At 71.3% G+C, this 17773-nt stretch carries 19 protein-coding genes and 1 tRNA gene; 9 read left to right on the top strand and 11 right to left on the bottom strand.

Annotated elements, in window-relative coordinates; genetic code table 11:
- The first annotated feature begins 132 nt into the window (after positions 1-132).
- The gene (locus IEX37_RS02975; RefSeq protein ID WP_188754765.1) at positions 133-1542 is read left to right on the top strand and encodes an HNH endonuclease signature motif containing protein; all 1410 of its coding nucleotides are present in this window, start codon (positions 133-135) and stop codon (positions 1540-1542) included.
- Positions 1543-1946: 404 nt separating this feature from the next.
- The gene (locus IEX37_RS02970; protein WP_188754764.1) at positions 1947-2222 is read left to right on the top strand and encodes an acylphosphatase; all 276 of its coding nucleotides are present in this window, start codon (positions 1947-1949) and stop codon (positions 2220-2222) included.
- 72 nt (positions 2223-2294) lie between these two features.
- Here the strand turns inward: IEX37_RS02970 and rplA are convergent, their stop codons facing one another.
- The 6 genes from rplA to IEX37_RS02940 form a co-directional block, all read right to left on the bottom strand.
- The gene (rplA, locus tag IEX37_RS02965) at positions 2295-2984 is read right to left on the bottom strand and encodes a 50S ribosomal protein L1 (RefSeq protein WP_188754763.1); all 690 of its coding nucleotides are present in this window, start codon (positions 2982-2984) and stop codon (positions 2295-2297) included.
- A gap of 13 nt (positions 2985-2997) precedes the next feature.
- Complete coding sequence (gene rplK / locus IEX37_RS02960) at positions 2998-3429, bottom strand: 50S ribosomal protein L11 (protein ID WP_188754762.1); 432 nt, start codon at positions 3427-3429, stop codon at positions 2998-3000.
- Positions 3430-3621: 192 nt separating this feature from the next.
- Positions 3622-4614 carry a transcription termination/antitermination protein NusG gene (gene nusG / locus IEX37_RS02955; RefSeq protein WP_188754761.1) on the bottom strand — a complete coding sequence of 331 codons (993 nt, stop codon included), beginning with the start codon at positions 4612-4614 and terminating at the stop codon, positions 3622-3624.
- A 92-nt stretch (positions 4615-4706) separates the two neighbouring features.
- Positions 4707-4970, bottom strand: coding sequence for a preprotein translocase subunit SecE (secE, locus tag IEX37_RS02950; RefSeq protein ID WP_188754760.1), 264 nt, complete (start codon positions 4968-4970; stop codon positions 4707-4709).
- A gap of 36 nt (positions 4971-5006) precedes the next feature.
- A tRNA-Trp gene (locus tag IEX37_RS02945) sits at positions 5007-5079 on the bottom strand.
- 178 nt (positions 5080-5257) lie between these two features.
- Complete coding sequence (locus tag IEX37_RS02940) at positions 5258-6721, bottom strand: NAD-dependent succinate-semialdehyde dehydrogenase (RefSeq protein WP_188754759.1); 1464 nt, start codon at positions 6719-6721, stop codon at positions 5258-5260.
- 227 nt (positions 6722-6948) lie between these two features.
- Between IEX37_RS02940 and IEX37_RS02935 the strand changes: the two genes are divergently transcribed.
- The gene (locus IEX37_RS02935) at positions 6949-8148 is read left to right on the top strand and encodes a pyridoxal phosphate-dependent aminotransferase (RefSeq protein WP_188754758.1); all 1200 of its coding nucleotides are present in this window, start codon (positions 6949-6951) and stop codon (positions 8146-8148) included.
- 41 nt (positions 8149-8189) lie between these two features.
- Here IEX37_RS02935 and IEX37_RS02930 read toward each other — a convergent pair whose 3' ends face one another.
- From IEX37_RS02930 to IEX37_RS02915, 4 genes are all read right to left on the bottom strand, one after another.
- Complete coding sequence (locus IEX37_RS02930) at positions 8190-9326, bottom strand: UDP-N-acetylmuramate dehydrogenase (protein ID WP_188754757.1); 1137 nt, start codon at positions 9324-9326, stop codon at positions 8190-8192.
- A 58-nt stretch (positions 9327-9384) separates the two neighbouring features.
- Entirely contained in the window at positions 9385-9792 is a 408-nt protein-coding gene (locus tag IEX37_RS02925; RefSeq protein ID WP_188754756.1) for a MaoC/PaaZ C-terminal domain-containing protein, read from the bottom strand.
- Positions 9789-10235, bottom strand: coding sequence for an FAS1-like dehydratase domain-containing protein (locus IEX37_RS02920; RefSeq protein ID WP_188754755.1), 447 nt, complete (start codon positions 10233-10235; stop codon positions 9789-9791). The genes IEX37_RS02925 and IEX37_RS02920 overlap by 4 nt, the downstream gene beginning before the upstream one ends.
- A 153-nt stretch (positions 10236-10388) precedes the next feature.
- Positions 10389-11189: a sulfite exporter TauE/SafE family protein gene (locus IEX37_RS02915; protein WP_188754754.1), complete on the bottom strand. Its 801-nt coding sequence runs from the start codon at positions 11187-11189 to the stop codon at positions 10389-10391.
- A gap of 194 nt (positions 11190-11383) precedes the next feature.
- On the opposite strand from IEX37_RS02915, the gene IEX37_RS02910 reads away from it, so the two are divergent.
- The 6 genes from IEX37_RS02910 to IEX37_RS02885 are packed head-to-tail and all read left to right on the top strand — an operon-like array spanning position 11384 to position 16945.
- Positions 11384-12532, top strand: coding sequence for a zinc-dependent alcohol dehydrogenase (locus IEX37_RS02910; protein WP_188754753.1), 1149 nt, complete (start codon positions 11384-11386; stop codon positions 12530-12532).
- Positions 12533-12560: 28 nt separating this feature from the next.
- On the top strand, positions 12561-13133 hold the full coding sequence (locus tag IEX37_RS02905) for a hypothetical protein (protein WP_188755086.1): 573 nt from the start codon (positions 12561-12563) through the stop codon (positions 13131-13133).
- A gap of 2 nt (positions 13134-13135) precedes the next feature.
- The gene (locus IEX37_RS02900; protein WP_188754752.1) at positions 13136-13933 is read left to right on the top strand and encodes an MBL fold metallo-hydrolase; all 798 of its coding nucleotides are present in this window, start codon (positions 13136-13138) and stop codon (positions 13931-13933) included.
- Positions 13930-15099: a type III polyketide synthase gene (locus tag IEX37_RS02895; RefSeq protein WP_188754751.1), complete on the top strand. Its 1170-nt coding sequence runs from the start codon at positions 13930-13932 to the stop codon at positions 15097-15099. The genes IEX37_RS02900 and IEX37_RS02895 overlap by 4 nt, the downstream gene beginning before the upstream one ends.
- Before the next feature lie 2 nt (positions 15100-15101).
- Positions 15102-15815, top strand: coding sequence for a methyltransferase domain-containing protein (locus IEX37_RS02890; RefSeq protein ID WP_188754750.1), 714 nt, complete (start codon positions 15102-15104; stop codon positions 15813-15815).
- Positions 15800-16945, top strand: coding sequence for an FAD-dependent monooxygenase (locus IEX37_RS02885; protein ID WP_188754749.1), 1146 nt, complete (start codon positions 15800-15802; stop codon positions 16943-16945). Before IEX37_RS02890 ends, IEX37_RS02885 begins: the two co-directional genes overlap by 16 nt.
- A 366-nt stretch (positions 16946-17311) precedes the next feature.
- Here the strand turns inward: IEX37_RS02885 and IEX37_RS02880 are convergent, their stop codons facing one another.
- Positions 17312-17710 carry a TIGR03618 family F420-dependent PPOX class oxidoreductase gene (locus IEX37_RS02880; RefSeq protein ID WP_188754748.1) on the bottom strand — a complete coding sequence of 133 codons (399 nt, stop codon included), beginning with the start codon at positions 17708-17710 and terminating at the stop codon, positions 17312-17314.
- Between the last annotated feature and the right edge of the window lie 63 nt (positions 17711-17773).

Below are 17773 nucleotides of genomic sequence, written 5' to 3'. Positions count from 1 at the left end.
GGTGGGGCGGCCCCGCACTCCTCGTCCCCAACACACGTCCCGGGGGCGGGTTGTCCACGGGTGTGGTTTTCGGGTGTGGATCGGCGGTTTCCCGGGGCTCGAATGTCGGTGCCCCTGTCTACCGTTGGGGGTATGGAACAGCGGTACGCGACCAGCGACGAGGGGCGGGACGTCCTCGCTTCCCTCGATGCGTTGCGTGCACTGATCCAGCAGACCGGGTCCCTCGCGGACGCCGACCTCGTCGATGCCGTCGGCACGGTAGAAGCCCTGGGGCGGATGGTCGATGCCGCGCGGGTGCGTCTGGCCGGCGAGGTGGATGCCCGGTCTGCCCGCGACTCCGAGGACCGCCTCTCGGCCCGGTTCGGGTGCCGCAATGGGGTGGAGCTGCTGGAGCGCACCACCCGAGTGTCGGCGAAGACGATCAACGCGCGTGTCCGGTTGGACAAGCGCACCCGGCCTCGGGTGTCGTTGACCGGGGAGGAGCTCCCGGCGCGGTTCCCCCACGTCGGTCAAGCACTACGAGACGGAGTGCTCGGCGCGGATGCCGCGCACGAGATCACCAGTGCCCTCGCGCGGGTGGAGGATCGTGCCGACCCGGTCGAGTTCGACGCGGCCGAAGCCACCACCGTCGCGTACGCCACTGGCGCCCTGGAAGAACAGGCGGGCATGATTCCGCCCACGTTCGCGGAGGTCGAGGTGCATGCACGCACCTGGGCGGCGTACCTGGACCAGGACGGCCCCGGACCCGACGCGGAACGCGCCGCCCGCAACCGAGGTCTCACCCTCGGCACGCCCCGGGACGGGGTCATCCCACTACGCGGATCCCTCCTCCCCGAGGTCGCCGCCGGGCTGCAGCGACTGCTCGACGCGCACCTGAACCCCGCCGTCCGCTTCACTCCCACCGACCCCGAAGACCGGGACGAAACCGAAGCCTGGTCACAGGACGAGGCCGTGCACGACCCGCGGACGAACACGCAGAAGCGTCACGACGTGCTCGCCGTGATCATCCAGACCGCCGCGAAAGCCACCGAGACGCCCACCCTCGGAGGCGCAGCCCCCACCCTCGTCGTCACCGTCGCCGAAGAAGACCTGAACAACCCCACCGCCGCGGCGACGATCGACGACACCCCCGTCCCCGTATCGACCGCGCACCGCATCGCGTGCACCGGCGCTGTGCAGAAGATCATCCACGACCGCACCGGCAGGATCGTCCGCCTCGGCACTCCGGAGCGGGTGTTCAACGCCCACCAGCGCCGGGCGATCACCGCCCGCGACGGCGGGTGCGTGATCCCCGGGTGCACGATCCCGGCGGCGTGGTGTGAGATCCACCACGTCGACGAACACGCGAACGGCGGCCCCACCCACACCGACAACGGCGTGCTCGTCTGCTGGTGGCACCACCACAACCTCGACCGCTCCGGATGGGACATCCGCATGCGACACGGCACCCCGGTGATCAAGGCCCCGCCCTGGATCGACAGGCGCGGGATCTACCGACCCGCGCGCAACGCGCTGACCCGGCTCCGCGGCCCATCCGGGTAGCACCACGGGGCGCTTCCGCTGCGCTTCAGCGCGCCGGCGCTGCGCGCCCGCACGCTCGCTCTCCTTCTTTCTTCTCCCACGCGTTTTCTTTTTTCTCCCGCTCGTCGGGCCCCGAGGGGCCGCTCCTCGGGGGAGGCGCTTTCGCTTCGCTTCAGCGCGCCGGCGCTTCGCGCCTGGTGGCGGGCGCACTCGCGCCCGCACGCTCGCGCTTCGCGCTCGCACCGGGTTGAGGTCGGTGGATAGGGGTAAGGGGTAGGGCAAGGGGGCTTGTGGTTGCTCGTTGAGCGGAGCGGCGCAGCCGCGAAGTCGAAACGGGTTGAGCGGAGCGGCGGAGCCGCGGAGTCGAAACCGGGCCCGAGTCGTGCGCTCTTCCCCGGGGGCACCGGGCGCGCCACGATGGAGATGTGAAGCGAGTGCGAGTGACCGTGCGCGGGCGGGTGCAGGGCGTCGGCTACCGCTTCGGTGCAAGCGCCGCGGCCGCCGAGTGCGGAGTGTCCGGGTGGGTGCGCAACACCTCCGACGGCTCCGTCGAGGCCGAGGTGGAGGGAGAACCCGCCGCGGTCGACGCGATGCTGGCCTGGATGAGCCAGGGCCCGGCCACCGCGCGCGTCGACGGCCTCGACGTCGCCGACGTCGTCCCGACGGGCGTCCCGGGCTTCCGGGTCCTCCGCGACCCCTGACGCCATCCTCGGTGCGCAGGGACGGAAAACGCAGAACGGCCCCGCCGAGGCGGGGCCGTTCTGTGAGCGTCGTTACGCGATGACGTTGACGTCCAGCGGGATGCCGGGACCGAAGGTGGTCGACACGGCGCCCTTCTGGATGTAGCGGCCCTTCGAGCTCGACGGCTTCAGCCGCACGATCTCCTCGAGCGCGGCCTGCAGGTTCGCGTCCAGCTGCTCGGCCGAGAACGAGGCCTTGCCGACGATGAAGTGCACGTTGGCGTGCTTGTCGACGCGGAACTCGATCTTGCCGCCCTTGATCTCCTCCACGGCCTTGGCCGGGTTGGGGGTCACGGTGCCGGTCTTCGGGTTCGGCATGAGGCCACGGGGACCGAGCACCTTACCGAGTCGACCGACCTGGCCCATCAGCTCCGGCACGGCGACGGCCGCGTCGAAGTCGGTCCAGCCGCCGGCCACCTTCTCGATGAGCTCGGCGCCGCCGACCTCGTCGGCGCCGGCCGCGATGGCGGCCTCGGCAGCGGGGCCGTTGGCGAAGACGATGACGCGGGCGGTCTTGCCCGTGCCGTGCGGCAGCATGACGGTGCCGCGCACCATCTGGTCGGCCTTGCGCGGGTCGACCGAGAGCTTCAGCGCGACCTCGACGGTGGCGTCGAACTTCTTCGAGCCGGTCTCCTTCGCGAGGGCGACGGCCTCGGTGGGCGTGTAGTACTTGCCGGCCTCGATCTTCGAGGCGGCCTCCATGTAAGCCTTGGACTTAGCCATTGTCTGCTCCCCCTCAGTCCTCGACCGTGATACCCATGGAACGGGCGGTGCCGGCGATGATCTTCGAGGCGGCCTCGAGGTCGTTCGCGTTCAGGTCGGGCTGCTTCGTCTTGGCGATCTCGGTGACCTGCTCCTTGGTGAGCTTGCCGACCTTGACCGTGTGCGGCGTCGCCGATCCCTTCTGCAGGCCGGCGGCCTTCTTGATGAGCTCCGCGGCGGGCGGGGTCTTCAGAACGAACGTGAAGCTGCGGTCCTCGTAGACGGTGATCTCCACGGGGATGACGTTGCCGCGCTGCGACTCGGTCGCCGCGTTGTACGCCTTGCAGAACTCCATGATGTTGACGCCGTGCTGACCGAGCGCCGGACCGATGGGCGGCGCGGGGTTGGCGGCGCCGGCCTGGATCTGGAGCTTGATCAGCCCCGTCACCTTCTTCTTGGGTGCCATTCGTTTTTCCTTTCGACGAACGGATGCCGGTTGCATCCGCTCTCCCGCACGCAGGAGCGATCCTGCCGAGCGGTGTGGGACGTCCGCGCAGACAGGGCGCGAACCAAGCGATTCTAGCAGAAACGACGGAGAGCCGATCCCGTGGGACCGGCTCTCCGCATGCGCCTCCCGGGGGAGGCCAGATCATCCAAATCAGATCATCTTGGTGACCTGGTCGAACGACAGCTCGACCGGGGTCTCGCGCTCGAAGAGCGAGACGAGGACCGTGAGCTTGCCGCTCTCGGGCTTGATCTCGCTGATCGTGCCGGGCAGGCCCGCGAACGAGCCCTCCTTGATCGTGATGGTCTCGCCGATCTCGAAGTCGACCTCGGCGGGGATGACGCGCGCCTGCGTCGGCTGGCCCTTGGGGGCGCCACCCTTCGCGGCGGCCTGCGCCTCCTTGATCTCGACGAGCGGCTTGAGCATGTTGAACGCCTCTTCGAAGCGCAGCGGCGTCGGGTTGTGCGCGTTGCCCACGAAGCCCGTCACGCCGGGCGTGTGGCGCACGACCGACCAGGTGTCCTCGTTCAGCTCCATGCGCACCAGCACGTAGCCGGGGATCCGGACGCGGGTGACCATCTTGCGCTGGCCGTTCTTGATCTCGACGACGTCCTCCATGGGGACCTCGACCTGGTAGATCTCGTCCTCGACCTCGAGCGTCGACTTGCGCTGCTCGATGTTGGCCTTCACCTTGCGCTCGAAACCCGCGTACGAGTGGATCACGTACCACTTACCCTCGAGCGAGCGCAGCTCCTGCCGGAACGCCTCGTACGGGTCGTCCTCGGCGGCGTCACCCTCGGCTGCGACGTCATCCGCCGCGAGCTCGCCACCGGCGGCCTCGTCGGCGGGCGCCGAACGCTCCTCCTCGAGGGAGTCGTTCAGCACGTCCGCGGCGGCCTCGACCTCGCTCGTCTCGTCGATGTTCAGTGCGTCGTTCACGATCGCGTCGGCCTCCGGGTCGTCGATCTCGATGTCCTCGTCGCTCATGTCCTCGTCGTCGCCCTCCACGTGCATCGCGACGTGCTCGGCGGCGTCGCTGGAGTGCGCGTCGGCGTAGAGGACGTTGCCCTCCTGGGCCTGGTCGTCTTCACTCGACTGCTCGGCTGCCGGCGCCCAGTCGGCGTCGTCGGCATGCTTTTCAGACACTGGCAGTCCCATCCATTCGGCAGAGTCTCTTCCGTTACCGCGGCGGAGGCGCGATGCGCTCGGCCGCGTGCCCGTGCGGGCGGTGCGTCAGCTCAGCGTGGGACGCCGAAGACGACCGTCGCCACCCACGAGAAGACGTAGTCGAGGCCGTAGACGAAGCCCATCATGATGACCACGAAGCCGAGCACGACCGCGGTGAACTTCATCAACTCCGACCGGGTCGGAGTCACGACCTTGCGGAGCTCGGCGACAACCTGGCGGAAGAAGATCACGATGCGGGCGAAGAAGTTCGGCCTCTTCTCACCGCTCGTGCCGTTCGCCGCGACGATCTCGCCGCCGGCTGCGTCCTGGACCATCTGGCTACCTTTCGTGAGTCAGCTGACGCTGACGCGCAGGGCGGACAGGAATCGAACCTGCAACCTGCGGTTTTGGAGACCGCTGCTCTGCCAATTGAGCTACCGCCCTAGAGATCTCGCGATCCCGGTGAACGCCCGCATGTCCGCATCCCGATCCCGGGCACGGCGAAAAAATGCAGACGAGAACTGCTCTCCCAAGTGTACGGCATGGCCTGACACCCCGCGAATCAGGGTGCGGCCCGCGCGTGGCGCCGGGGCGGACTCGCACCTCGGCGCCACGCCGTGGCTCACTCGTTCGGCAGGAACGTGTACTTGGTGGACAGGTACTCGTGGATGCCCTCGAAACCGCCCTCGCGGCCGACGCCGGACTGCTTGACCCCGCCGAAGGGAGCGGCCGCGTTGGACACGACGCCGGCGTTCAGGCCCATCATGCCCGTCTCCAGGCGCTCGATCATCCGGTGCCCGCGCTGCAGATCCTCCGTGTACACGTACGACACGAGCCCGTACTCGGTGTCGTTCGCGAGGCGGACGGCGTCGTCCTCCGTGGCGAAGGTCGCGATCGCCAGCACCGGGCCGAAGATCTCCTCGCGCAGGATGGCGCTTCCGGGCTGCACGTCCGTCACCACCGTGGGCTGGTAGAACGTGCCCGGACCGTCCAGCTTCTCGCCACCGGTGAGGATCCTCGCGCCCCGCCCGGTCGCGTCCTCGACCAGCTCCGCGGCCTTGTCGACGGCGTCGGCGTCGATCAGCGGACCGATCTCCACGCCCTCCTCCGTGCCGCGGCCGATCTTCATGTCCGCGACCCGCTCGCTCACGCGACGCGCGAACTCGTCCGCAACAGACTCGTGCACGATGAACCGGTTCGCCGCGGTGCAGGCCTGCCCGATGTTGCGGAACTTCGCCTGCAGCGCCCCCGTGACCGCCTTGTCCAGGTCCGCGTCCTCGAACACCACGAACGGCGCGTTCCCGCCCAGCTCCATCGACACCCGCAGCACGCCCTCGGCCGCCTGCGCGATCAGCTTGCGGCCGACCTCGGTCGACCCCGTGAACGACAGCTTCCGCAACCGCGGATCGGCGATGACGGGCGCCGAGACCCGGCTCGACGATGCCGACGTCACCACGTTGACCACGCCCTTCGGCAGCCCCGCCTCCACCAGCAGCTGGGTGAAGAACAGCGTCGTGAGCGGCGTCAGCTGCGGCGGCTTGATCACCACCGTGCAGCCGGCGGCCAGCGCCGGAGCGATCTTGCGCGTCGCCATCGCGAACGGGAAGTTCCACGGCGTGATGAAGAACGACGGACCCACCGGCCGCTGCGACACGATCATCCGGCCCGTGCCCTCGGGGTTCGACCCGTACCGGCCCGAGATCCGCACCGCCTCCTCGCTGAACCAGCGCAGGAACTCCCCGCCGTACCCGACCTCGCCACGCGCCTCGGACAGCGGCTTGCCCATCTCGATCGTCATCAGCAGCGCCAGATCCTCCTTGCGCTCCTGGACCAGATCGAACGCCCGACGCAGAATGTCGCTCCGCGTCCGCGGGGCCGTCGCGGCCCACTCGTCCTGGACGGCAACCGCCGCATCAAGCGCGCGCACTCCATCCTCAGCGGTCGCATCGGCCACCGACGCCACCACGTCACCGGTGGCGGGGTCACGCACATCGAACGTCTTCCCCGACGTCGACGGCACCCACTCGCCCCCGATGAACAGCTCGGTGGCCACGGACCCGAGCAGGGCCTTCTCACGGTCGTTCACGGTTGTCCTCCGGATCGAATCTGCGGGCGGGCGTCTGGTGGCGTCATGGATGACCGCCTGCCCCACCCTTAACTAGGAGAGTACGCGGGCGGGCGGGGTCGAGTCTGTAAGCGGAGCGACATTCGCCGAGACGCCGAGTGTGCAACCGCACATACCGGCCGGCTGTAAGGATCGCGCCCGGCGTGGGACCTCGCAGCGCGACGACCGCGCGCATTACGCTCGTGCGTGTGACCGACCGCGCCCCTCTCTCCCGCAAGCTCTCCGCCATCGCCGAATCCGCGACGCTCAAGGTCGATGCCAAGGCCAAGGCGCTCAAGGCCGAGGGGAAGGCCGTCATCTCCTACGCCGCCGGCGAGCCCGACTTCCCCACCCCGGGGTTCGTCGTCGAGGCTGCGGCCGAGGCGCTGAGCGACCCGGCGAACTTCCGGTACACGCCCGCCGCTGGGCTGCCCGCCCTGCGGGAGGCGATCGCCGCGAAGACGCTGCGCGACTCGGGACTGGATGTGCCGCCGTCGCAGGTCGTGGTCACCAACGGCGGCAAGCAGGCCGTCTACCAGGCGTTCCAGGCCGTCGTGAACCCGGGCGACGAGGTGCTCCTGCCCGCGCCCTACTGGACGACCTATCCCGAGGCCATCCGTCTCGCCGACGGCGTGCCGGTCGAGGTGTTCGCGGGCGCCGAGCAGGACTACAAGGTCACGGTGGAGCAGCTCGAGGCGGCGCGCACCGACCGCACGACCGTGCTCGTGTTCGTGTCGCCGTCCAACCCGACCGGCTCCGTCTACACCCCCGAGGAGACGCGCGCGATCGGCGAATGGGCGCTCGAGCACGGGATCTGGGTGGTCAGCGACGAGATCTACCAGAACCTCGTCTACGAGGGCGCCCGCGCCGTCTCGATCGTGGAGGCCGCGCCGGAGCTCGCAGGACAGACCCTGCTCCTCAACGGCGTGGCGAAGACCTACGCGATGACGGGGTGGCGCGTGGGCTGGATGGTCGGCCCCGCCGACGCGATCGGGCTCGCCGCGAACCTGCAGTCCCACCTCACGAGCAACGTCAACAACGTCGCGCAGCGCGCGGCTCTGGCGGCCCTGACCGGTCCGCAGACCGAGGCGGAGCGCTTCCGCACGGCCTTCGACCGGCGACGCCGCCTGATGGTCGACGAGCTGTCGAAGATCCAGGGCGTGACCGTGCCGAATCCGCTCGGCGCGTTCTACGTGTACCCCGACGTGCGCGGCCTGCTGGGCCGGGAGTGGGCGGGACGCACGCCCGCCACGACGCTCGAGCTGGCCGACCTCATCCTCGACGAGGCGGAGGTCGCCGTAGTTCCCGGCGAGGCGTTCGGCCCCAGCGGCTACCTGCGCCTGTCGTACGCGCTGGGCGACGACGCGCTGCTCGAGGGCATCCAGCGCCTGCAGCGGCTGTTCGCCTAGGCGCCACGCACCGGCGCACGGCTAGGCGCTCAAGCTCGGCGCTACAGCTCCACGCCGACCAGCACGGGCTCGGGCATCAGCACGAGGCCGAAGTCGGCGGCGACGCGGCTCTGCACGAAGCGGGCGAGCTCGGCGATCTCTCCGGCCGTCGCGCCGCCGCGGTTGGTCAGCGCGAGGGTGTGCTTCGTCGACAGCGACGCGCGCGAGCGCGGCAGCGCGAATCCCTTCGGCAGGCCGGCGTGCTCGATCAGCCACGCGGCGCTGACCTTGACGAGCGACTCCTGCGTCGCCGGGCGCGGGACGCGTCCGTCGTACGCGGCGAGCGGAATGACCGAGACGGCGTCGACCTGGGGCGCAAGGGGCCAGCGGGGGCACCCCTCCGGCAGCGACCGGGCGACCTCGGCGGTGACGATGGGGTTGTTAAAGAAGGAGCCCGCGCTGTGCGTGTCGGGATCCGGGTCGTCCAGGACCATCCCCTTGCCGGCGCGGATCGACAGGACGGTGTCCCGGATCCACGAGACCGAGACCTCGACGTCGGGCTCGAGGCCGAGCGCGCTGCGCAGCCGGGCGTCGGCGACCGGGCGGGCGTCATGGCCGACGCGCGCGAGCTGGAGGGTGAGCGAGAGCACCACGGCCGACCGCTCGGGCACCGAGCCGTAGTGGTGCTTGAGCACCGACGTGCGCGGCCCGAGGCCGAGCTCGGCGGCGGGCACGACCGACACCTCCCCCGTGAGCTCGTCGATGAGCTCCACCTCGACGAGCGTCTGGACGATCTCCTGGCCGTATGCTCCGACGTTCTGGATCGGCGCGGCCCCGACCGTGCCCGGAATCCCCGACATCGCCTCGATGCCGGACAGCCCCCGCGCAACCGTCCACGCGACGAGCTCGTCCCAGTTGTGGCCGGCCTCGACGCGCAGCCGCAGGAAGCCCTCCGGCGCGCCCCCGACCTCCTCGAAGCCGGATGTCAGGATGCGGATCACCGTGCCGGGGAAGGGCTCGTCACCCGCGAGCAGGTTGGAGCCGCCGCCGAGCACGAACCACGGGTCTCCGTCGGCCCAGACCTCGCGCAGGGCCGCGACGAGTTCGTCGCGCGTGCGTGCGTCGATCATCCGGGCGGGCGCGGCGCCGACGCGCAGCGTCGTCAGACCGCTCAGCGGCAGCGGTGCGATCTCTGCCATCCCCTGCTCCTCTCGTGTGCCGCGGCGGCGATCCCGCGCGACCTTCGCTTCGCGCGGCTCAGGCGGCCAGGCGCACGCGCACCTGGGCCTTGCCCAGCACCGTCGTGCCCGCGTGCGTCACGGTCAGGTCGATGCGAGCGGTCTCGTCGTCGACCGCGCCGACCTTCGCCGACACCGCCACGTCGGCCCCCGCCTCGGCGTCGACCACGACCGGTTTGCTGAAGTTGACGCCGTACTCGACGATGCGACCGGCGTCCCCCAGCCACTCCCCGATCGTCGAGACCGCGAGGCCCATCGTGAGCATGCCGTGCGCGAGCACGCCGTCGAGGCCCACGCGCGCCGCGACGTCGTCGCGGTAGTGGATCGGGTTGAAGTCGCCCGAGGCGCCCGCGTAGCGGACGAGAGACTCGCGCGTCAGGTGCACGGTGCGTTCGGCGACGACGTCTCCGACGGTGAGCTCGCTCATTCCTCGCCTCCGATCAGCAGCACGGACGTCGCCGTGACGATGTGGCCGCCCTCGACGTCGGCGATGACCGTCTCGCTGGTCACCATGGCGCCCGCGCCCATCGCCCGCACGCCGGTCACGGTGATGCGTCCCGTGACCTCGTCCCCGGCGACGATCGGCCGCGTCCAGCGGAAGCTCTGCTTGGCGTGGATCGTGCGCTCGAGCGCGATGCCCGAGTCGGGCTCGGCGAGCAGCTGCTGCAGCGTCAGATCCTGGATCACCATCGCGAACGTCGGCGGAGCGACGACGTCCGCGTAGCCCAGCGCGCGAGCGGCCTCGGGATCGTGGTGCTCGGGAGCTTCGGCGAAGACGGCGCGCGCGAACTCGCGCACCTTCTCGCGGCCGACGAGGTACGGCGGCGTCGGGGGGAACTCACGACCGAGCAGCTCGGGATTCACTGGCACCGGCTCATCCTATCCGGGCACGCCCTCCCCGGCCCCGCCCCCTCCGCCGCCACAATCCGTCCTCGCGCCGAGAATGCGTGTGCGCACTGCATTGCGGGCGCAAGGACGGATTGTCGGTGCGACGACGGATTGTCGGCGCGGGGACGGATTCGCTCAGTCCTCTTTGCGGCGGCTGGCCCGGATCGCCCGCTGCGTCATCTGCACCGTGAGGACGACGAGGAAGGCGACGAACAGGATGTTGGCGACCTGGGGTTCGACCGCGCCCGCGACGATCGCGCCGAGCGGCGTCGTGATGCACGCCGAGATCCCCACGGCCACGCCCCCCGCGAGGTCCACGTTCCTGTGGCGGATGTTGCCGATCGTGCTCGAGATCGTGGTCGGGATCATCATCAGCAGGGACGTGCCCTTGGCCACCAGGTCGCTCGCGCCGAAGAGCAGGATCAGGACCGGCACGATGATGATGCCGCCGCCCACGCCGATGAGGCCCGAGAGCACCCCGGTGATCAGGCCGGCCAGCACGAGCGCGGCTCCGATCCAGAAGTCGATCTCGATCACGGCGTCGCGCGACGGCACGATGAGGAAGAGACTGATCATCACGACGGCGAGGAAGCCGACGAAGAACCAGCGCAGGAACGACTCGGGCAGGCGGTGCAGCAGTCGGGTGCCGACCTGGGCGCCGAAGACGGCGCCCGCGGCGAGCAGCAGGGCGGCCAGCCAGTCGACGTCTCCGTGGATCGCGTACGTGATCACGCCGACGGCCGCTGTGGGGACGATCGAGGCCGACGACGTCCCGGACGCGAGCTTCTGGCTGAACGCGGCGAACATGATCAGGAGCGGCACGATCACCACGCCCCCGCCGACGCCGAACAGCCCGGACAGGAAGCCGGAGAACAGGCCGATCGCGACGAGGACCAGGATCGCGCGGGGGCCACGGGCGCCGAGTGCGCCGATCATGCGTCAATCACTCCCCCACGTTACCTCGCCTCCGACGACGTCCACGACGACGGCGACAAGGACGGCGACGACGACGCAGGCGGCCGCGACGCCCGCATCCGTTCCCACATCCGGCCGCGAAGAGCAAGTGCCTTGAGCGGCTTCGCGCCCGATGTGACGCTGGCCCACACGTGATCGATCAGAGGAGGTCCGCCATGCGGGCGATGGTCTACCGAGGCCCCTACAAGGTGCGCGTCGAGGAGAAGGACATCCCGCGCATCGAGCACCCGAACGACGCGATCGTGCGCGTCACGCGCGCCGCGATCTGCGGCTCCGATCTGCATCTGTACCACGGCATGATGCCGGACACGCGGGTCGGCATGACCTTCGGGCACGAGTTCATCGGGGTCGTCGAGGAGGTCGGATCGTCGGTGCAGAGCCTCTCCCGCGGGGACCGCGTGATGGTCCCCTTCAACGTGTACTGCGGGTCGTGCTGGTTCTGCGCGCGGGGGCTGTACTCGAACTGCCACAACGTCAACCCCAACGCGACGGCGGTGGGCGGCATCTACGGGTACTCGCACACCTCCGGCGGATACGACGGCGGTCAGGCCGAGTTCGTGCGCGTGCCGTTCGCCGATGTCGGCCCGAGCGTCATCCCCGACTGGCTGGACGACGAGGATGCGCTGCTCATGACGGACGCGCTCGCCACGGGCTATTTCGGCGCGCAGCTGGGCGAGATCCGCGAGGGCGACACCGTCGTGGTGTTCGGGGCGGGCCCGATCGGGCTCTACGCCGCGAAGTCGTCGTGGCTGATGGGCGCCGGCCGCGTGATCGTCGTCGACCATCTCGACTACCGGCTCCAGAAGGCCAGGGAGTTCGCGCATGCCGAGACCTACAACTTCGTCGAGTACGACGACATCGTCGTGAAGCTGAAGAAGGCGACGGACCACCTGGGGGCGGACGTCGCGATCGACGCCGTGGGCGCCGAGGCCGACGGCAACCTCGTCCAGCACATCACCTCGACCAAGCTCAAGCTCCAGGGCGGCTCCCCCGTCGCCCTCAACTGGGCGATCGACGCGGTCCGCAAGGGCGGCACCGTGTCGGTCATGGGGGCGTACGGGCCGATCTTCTCGGCGGTCAAGTTCGGCGACGCCATGAACAAGGGCCTGACCCTGCGGATGAACCAGTGCCCCGTCAAGCGTCAGTGGCCGCGACTGCTCGAGCACATCAGGAACGGGCACCTGAAGCCGAACGAGATCGTGACGCACCGCATCCCGCTGGAGCACATCGCCGAGGGGTACCACATGTTCTCCGCCAAGCTCGACGGCTGCATCAAGCCGGTGATCGTTCCGGACGCCGCGTGACCGACGGCGCCGGAGAAGGGAGATGACGATGCCGTACACGGCAGAAGGACCGCAGCGGAAGTGGACGAGCGAGGAGCTGCGCGCACGCATCCCCGGCTGGGGCGTGGACCTGGATCCCGCCGACCGGCCCGCCTACCCGCAGGAGCGCTTCGCGCCCGAGGCCACGGGGGCGCACTGGGATTTCCCGGAGCGCCAGCCGGAGACGTACCCGCGAGAGCGCTCGATCGAGCACGCCCAGCTGACGCCCGTGTTCGGCACCAGCGTCCCGCTGCGGGGGTTGTCGGGCGCCGTCCGGCGCTTCGCCTACCGGTTCAGCGAGGGCCGTGCCGCGCACTGGCTCCTGCTGATCCTCGGCGACCGGATCGACGCGATCGAGAGCCACCTGCGTTCGTTCCTCACGACGCGCCCGGACAACCCGGTCACCGACACCGGCGTCCTCAGCGAGCGGCGGCGGCATGGCATCACTTCGCGCTTCGGCCGCCGTCGCGCGGATGTGAAGCACCACTGGCTGGACCCGATCCTCGTGGTGGGCCCGTGGCTGCTGGGGGCCTGGGCGGCAGTCGCGGTCGTGCGGGGACTGGGCCGGCTGGTGCGACGGTGATGATGGCCACGCAGCCCGTGTCCACGCCGACTCCGCGCCGCCGCTCGGGCGCGGCGCGCCTGACCCGCAACGTGCTGCCGGGCGTGCATCGCCTGGAGCACGCCCACGTGAACTGCTACCTCATCGAGGAGCAGGGTGAGATCACGATCATCGACGCCGCGCTGCCGGCCACGTGGCGCCTGCTGCCCGACGTGCTCGCGGCGCTGGGGAGCGCCCCGGACGCCGTGCGGGCGGTCGTGCTGACGCACGCCCACTTCGATCATCTCGGATTCGCACGCGCGATCCGGCGTGAGTGGGGGGTGCCCGTCCTGGGGCATCCCGCCGAGGCGGGGATCGCGGCGCACCCCTACCGCTACGCGCACGAGTCCCCGCGCCTGCGGTATCCGCTGCGGTACCCCGCGTCGCTGCCGCTGCTGGCCCGCATGGCGGCGGCGGGAGCGCTGCGGGTGGAGGGGCTGGATCACCTCCAGCCGCTCACGCCCGGCGAGGCGCTGGACGTGCCGGGGCGGCCCCAGCCCGTGTTCTCGCCGGGGCACACGTTCGGGCACTGCGCGTTCCTGCTCGCGGACCGGGATGCGCTGCTGAGCGGCGACGCGCTCGTCACACTCGATCCGTACACGGCCGAGCGCGGGCCGCGCGTCGTCGCGGCGGCCGCGACCGCCGACGTGGAGCAGGCGTTCGGCTCTCTCTCGGCGCTCGACGACACCGAGGCGCACACGGTGCTGCCCGGTCACGGGGAACCGTGGCGGGAGGGCGTGCGGCGCGCCACGGCGCAGGCGCGGGACGCGGGTGCGCGATGACCGTCACGCTGAGAGGGATCTCCACCGTCGTCCCGCCCACCGTGCTCGTCCAGGACCAGGTGCGCGAGGTCTTCGCCGCGCAGCCGGGCCTGAGCCGCCTCGCCCGCCGACTGGTGTCCACGTCGTTCGGGGTCTCGGGCATCGAGACGCGCTACACCGTGCTCGATGAGCTGACGCTCGACGGGCCCGCTCCCGACGGACCGGCGCTCTTCTTCGATCGGGACTCCGGCGAGCTGCTCCTGCCCGGGACGAAGGCGCGCAACGAGCTGTACGCCGAACACGCGAGCCGCATGTACGTCGACGCGGGCCGCGCGGCGCTGGATGCCGCGGGAGGGATCGCCGCCGAGGACGTCACTCACGTCATCACGGTCTCGTGCACGGGCTTCTACGCGCCCGGTCCGGACTTCGTCCTGGCACGCGACCTCGGCCTGCCCGCGGGCGTGCAGCGCTATCACCTGGGCTTCATGGGCTGCTACGCCGCCATGCCCGCGCTGCGTCTGGCCGCGCAGCTGTGCCAGGCCGATCCGGGGGCCGTCGTGCTCGTCGTCAGCGTGGAGCTGTGCACGCTGCATCTGCGCACATCCGACGACCCCGACACGATCGTGGCGACCTCCCTGTTCGCCGACGGAGCGGCCGCGGGCGTCGTGACGGCCCGGGCCGCCGAGGCGGGCGAGCGAGCGCTCGAGCTCGACGCGTTCGCCACCCGCACGACGCCGCAGGGCGAGGGCGACATGGCGTGGCGCATCGGGGACCACGGCTTCGAGATGGTGCTCTCCAACGCCGTGCCGTCGATCATCGGCGAGCACGTGACCGGCGCCCTGCGCCCCCTCCTCGCGGGCCAGGGGGCACTCGCGGAGGCTCTCGACGACGGATCCGCGGGAGACGCCGTCGCCCACTGGGCCGTGCACCCGGGCGGGCGGAGCATCCTCGACCGCGTGGAGTCCGCGCTGTCGCTGCGGGCCGACCAGCTCGGGCCGGCACGGGCGATCCTGCGCGAGTACGGCAACATGTCGAGCGCGACGGTGCTGTTCGTGCTGCGCCGCATCCTGGAGTCGGCCGGTGTCCGCGACGGCGATCGCCTGGCCGCGATGGCGTTCGGACCGGGCCTGACCGTCGAGTCGGCGCTCATGACCGTCCGCCTGGGTCCGTCCGGCGAGCCCGCCTGAGCATGGCGCGGTTCCTGGCCGAGCGCGACGAGACCGCGCGCGAGCTGATGGACGACCCGCACTGCGACCCGGTCACGCTCGCGCGCACGTACGCGCGGTTCGGGCTCGTGAACGCCGTCGTCTCGGGTCAGCGGGGCCTGTACCGCCGCTGGATCCGCCCGCGGCTGGCCCCGCGGCGCACCACGCGCGTCCTCGACATCGGCACGGGCGGTGCCGATCTTCCCCGCCGCCTGCTGGGCTGGGCACGCCGGGACCGGCTGCCGCTCGCCGTCGTCGCCATCGACCCCGACCCCCGGGCCATCGCGTTCGCACGCGGACGCGGGCCGGTCCCGGGGCTCGAGCTCGTCCAGGCCGATTCCCGTGCGATCGCCGACCGTGGCGATCGTTTCGACGTCGTGGTGTCGAACCACGTGCTGCACCATCTCGACGAGACGGCGCGTGCGGCCCTGCTGGCGGACAGCGAGCGGCTCGTCGTCCAGGGAGGCGCGGCGGTCCACGGCGACATCGAGCGATCCCCCGCGGCGTACGCCGCCTTCGCGGCCCTCACGTGGCCGTTCCAGAGCACGCTCCTGCGCGACACATTCATCCGCGAGGACGGGCTCACCTCGATCCGGCGCAGCACGACGGCGGCCGAGCTGGCGGGCATGCTGCCCGAGGGGTGGCGCGTGCGCCGCACCTTCCCGTCCCATCTCGAGGCCGTATGGACGCCCCGCTGAGGGACGCCGCATCAGCCGCGGACGTGGCGGTGGTGGGCGGCGGACCCGTGGGCCTGCTGCTGGCCTGCCTGCTCGCGCAGCGGGACGTACGGGTGGTGGTGCTCGAGCGCCGCGAGCGGCCGGGACGCAGCACGCGCGCGATTGGCATCCATCCGCCCGGGCTCGCGGCACTGGAGGCCGCGGGGGTCGGCGGCGCGGTGCGCGCCGAGGCGGCGAGGGTGACGCACGGCCTCGCGCGAAGCGGCGCCCGGGAGCTCGGCCGCCTCGCGTTCCGGGAACCGGTGCTCACGCTGCCGCAGCACCGCACGGAGGCGATCCTCGCGGCCCGGCTGGCCGAGCTCGCTCCGAACGCGGTCCTCCGCGGCATCGCCGTGACCGGTCTTCGCGAGGCGGCAACGGGGGTTCGGCTCGCGATCGACGGACCGGACGGGGCCGGCCTGCTCTCGGCCGTCTACGCCGTCGGCGCCGACGGCGTGCGCAGCACCGTGCGCACCGCAATGGGCGCCGCGTGGGTGCCCAGGCCGGGCCGCGCCGAGTACGTCATGGCGGATGTGCCCACGTCCCCGGAGCCGGCGCAGGCGGCCGTGCTGAGGTTCGAAGCGGGCGGCGTCGTCGAGTCCTTCCCCCTCCCCGGCGGGGGCCGGCGCTGGGTGCTGCGCCGGCGCGGACGTTGGCCGATCCCCGCTGCGGCCTTCGCTGCCGCGCTGCGCGAACGCGCGGGCGTCGTCGTTCCCGTCGAGGAGCTGTCCGAGCCGAGCGCGTTCGTCGCGCGTCAGCGCCTCGCGGTGCCGTTCGCCCGCGGCCGCGTCGCGCTCGCCGGCGACGCGGCACACGAGATCAGCCCGATCGGCGGCCAGGGGATGAACCTCGGGTTGCGGGATGCCGTCGAGCTCGCGGGCGCGCTGGCGGTGGCCCTCGACGCGGGGGCACCGCCGGACCCGTTCGGTCGCTACGCCGCCCAGCGCGCCCGTGCCGCGGAGCGAGCCATGCGCCGGGCGGCGTTCAACATGGCGATGGGGGCACCCGCGACCGGGACGCCGTTGCTGCTGCGCAACGCCCTCGCCCGGGCGCTGACGAGCCCCGGAGCGCGGACCGCGCTCACGCGGGCGTTCACGATGCGGGGCCTCTGACGGCTCGGATCCACCCTCTGATCGGCGCGCACGAAAGAGATTCGAAGATGGGTCTTCCGCCGCGGCCGGAGCGCCGCTAGGGTGATGCGCGGTAACCCGACCGCAATGGCGCGGACCGCGCGCAGCTCTCCCCCCACGCTGCGTGGATACCAGATGAACGGAGCGGGGGCCCCACCCCCTGTGGCGGCCCCCGCTCCTCCCCCGAGACGGTGGTGACCCGAACACCGACCGTTGAGAGCGTCCCTCAGACGACACGCTAGCCCCGGCCGCCACCCGCCTCCCATGGGGACCCCTGCCCACGCCATCTGCTCGTCGCCGAGCCCGGCGCGCCGCGGCCGAGGTCCTCATCGACGTGGCACTGCCGGTTCAGTCCTCGGTGTAGTCGCGCGCCCAGCACACGGCGGGCTCGATGAGGTAGGCGGCGAGACCGGCGCGGATCGGGTACGGGTCGCCGGTGTAGGCGCGCGCGATGCGATCGACCAGGGGCATCGCGTCATCGCCCTCGATCCGGGCCACCGCCCGGCCTCGGACGAACGCCATGTCGAGATCGCTGCCGGGACTCGTCACCGACAGCGCCACACGCGGGTCGCGCTGCAGGTTCCGGTCCTTGCGCGACCCGGCGAGCATGAAGATGGCCAGCCCCTCCCCCTCGACCCCGACCCATACCGGCACCGAGTGGGGCGCGCCGTCAGGCATGAGGGTGGCGACGTGCGCCACCGCGTCGGTCTCGAAGTAGCGTCGCACCGACGACCAGTCCGTTGCCATCTGCCCTCCTCGCTCTCGCCGGATTCAGGTTACGCCGCAGGTATGGACCCGGCACCACCGCAT

It is taken from the genome of Microbacterium album (assembly GCF_014643695.1).
Lineage (GTDB): Bacteria > Actinomycetota > Actinomycetes > Actinomycetales > Microbacteriaceae > Microbacterium > Microbacterium album.
This window is presented reverse-complemented; position numbering and strand designations above follow the sequence as displayed.

Bases quoted from the DNA above. Each gene is read 5' to 3' on its own strand.
- IEX37_RS02975 (WP_188754765.1), top strand. From the start codon at position 133: ATGGAACAGCGGTACGCGACCAGCGACGAGGGGCGGGACGTCCTCGCT.
- rplA (WP_188754763.1), bottom strand. From the start codon at position 2,984: ATGGCTAAGTCCAAGGCTTACATGGAGGCCGCCTCGAAGATCGAGGCC.
- rplK (WP_188754762.1), bottom strand. From the start codon at position 3,429: ATGGCACCCAAGAAGAAGGTGACGGGGCTGATCAAGCTCCAGATCCAG.
- secE (WP_188754760.1), bottom strand. From the start codon at position 4,970: ATGGTCCAGGACGCAGCCGGCGGCGAGATCGTCGCGGCGAACGGCACG.
- IEX37_RS02930 (WP_188754757.1), bottom strand. From the start codon at position 9,326: ATGGCAGAGATCGCACCGCTGCCGCTGAGCGGTCTGACGACGCTGCGC.
- IEX37_RS02925 (WP_188754756.1), bottom strand. From the start codon at position 9,792: ATGAGCGAGCTCACCGTCGGAGACGTCGTCGCCGAACGCACCGTGCAC.
- IEX37_RS02915 (WP_188754754.1), bottom strand. From the start codon at position 11,189: ATGATCGGCGCACTCGGCGCCCGTGGCCCCCGCGCGATCCTGGTCCTC.
- IEX37_RS02910 (WP_188754753.1), top strand. From the start codon at position 11,384: ATGCGGGCGATGGTCTACCGAGGCCCCTACAAGGTGCGCGTCGAGGAG.
- IEX37_RS02905 (WP_188755086.1), top strand. From the start codon at position 12,561: ATGCCGTACACGGCAGAAGGACCGCAGCGGAAGTGGACGAGCGAGGAG.
- IEX37_RS02900 (WP_188754752.1), top strand. From the start codon at position 13,136: ATGGCCACGCAGCCCGTGTCCACGCCGACTCCGCGCCGCCGCTCGGGC.
- IEX37_RS02895 (WP_188754751.1), top strand. From the start codon at position 13,930: ATGACCGTCACGCTGAGAGGGATCTCCACCGTCGTCCCGCCCACCGTG.
- IEX37_RS02890 (WP_188754750.1), top strand. From the start codon at position 15,102: ATGGCGCGGTTCCTGGCCGAGCGCGACGAGACCGCGCGCGAGCTGATG.
- IEX37_RS02885 (WP_188754749.1), top strand. From the start codon at position 15,800: ATGGACGCCCCGCTGAGGGACGCCGCATCAGCCGCGGACGTGGCGGTG.
- IEX37_RS02880 (WP_188754748.1), bottom strand. From the start codon at position 17,710: ATGGCAACGGACTGGTCGTCGGTGCGACGCTACTTCGAGACCGACGCG.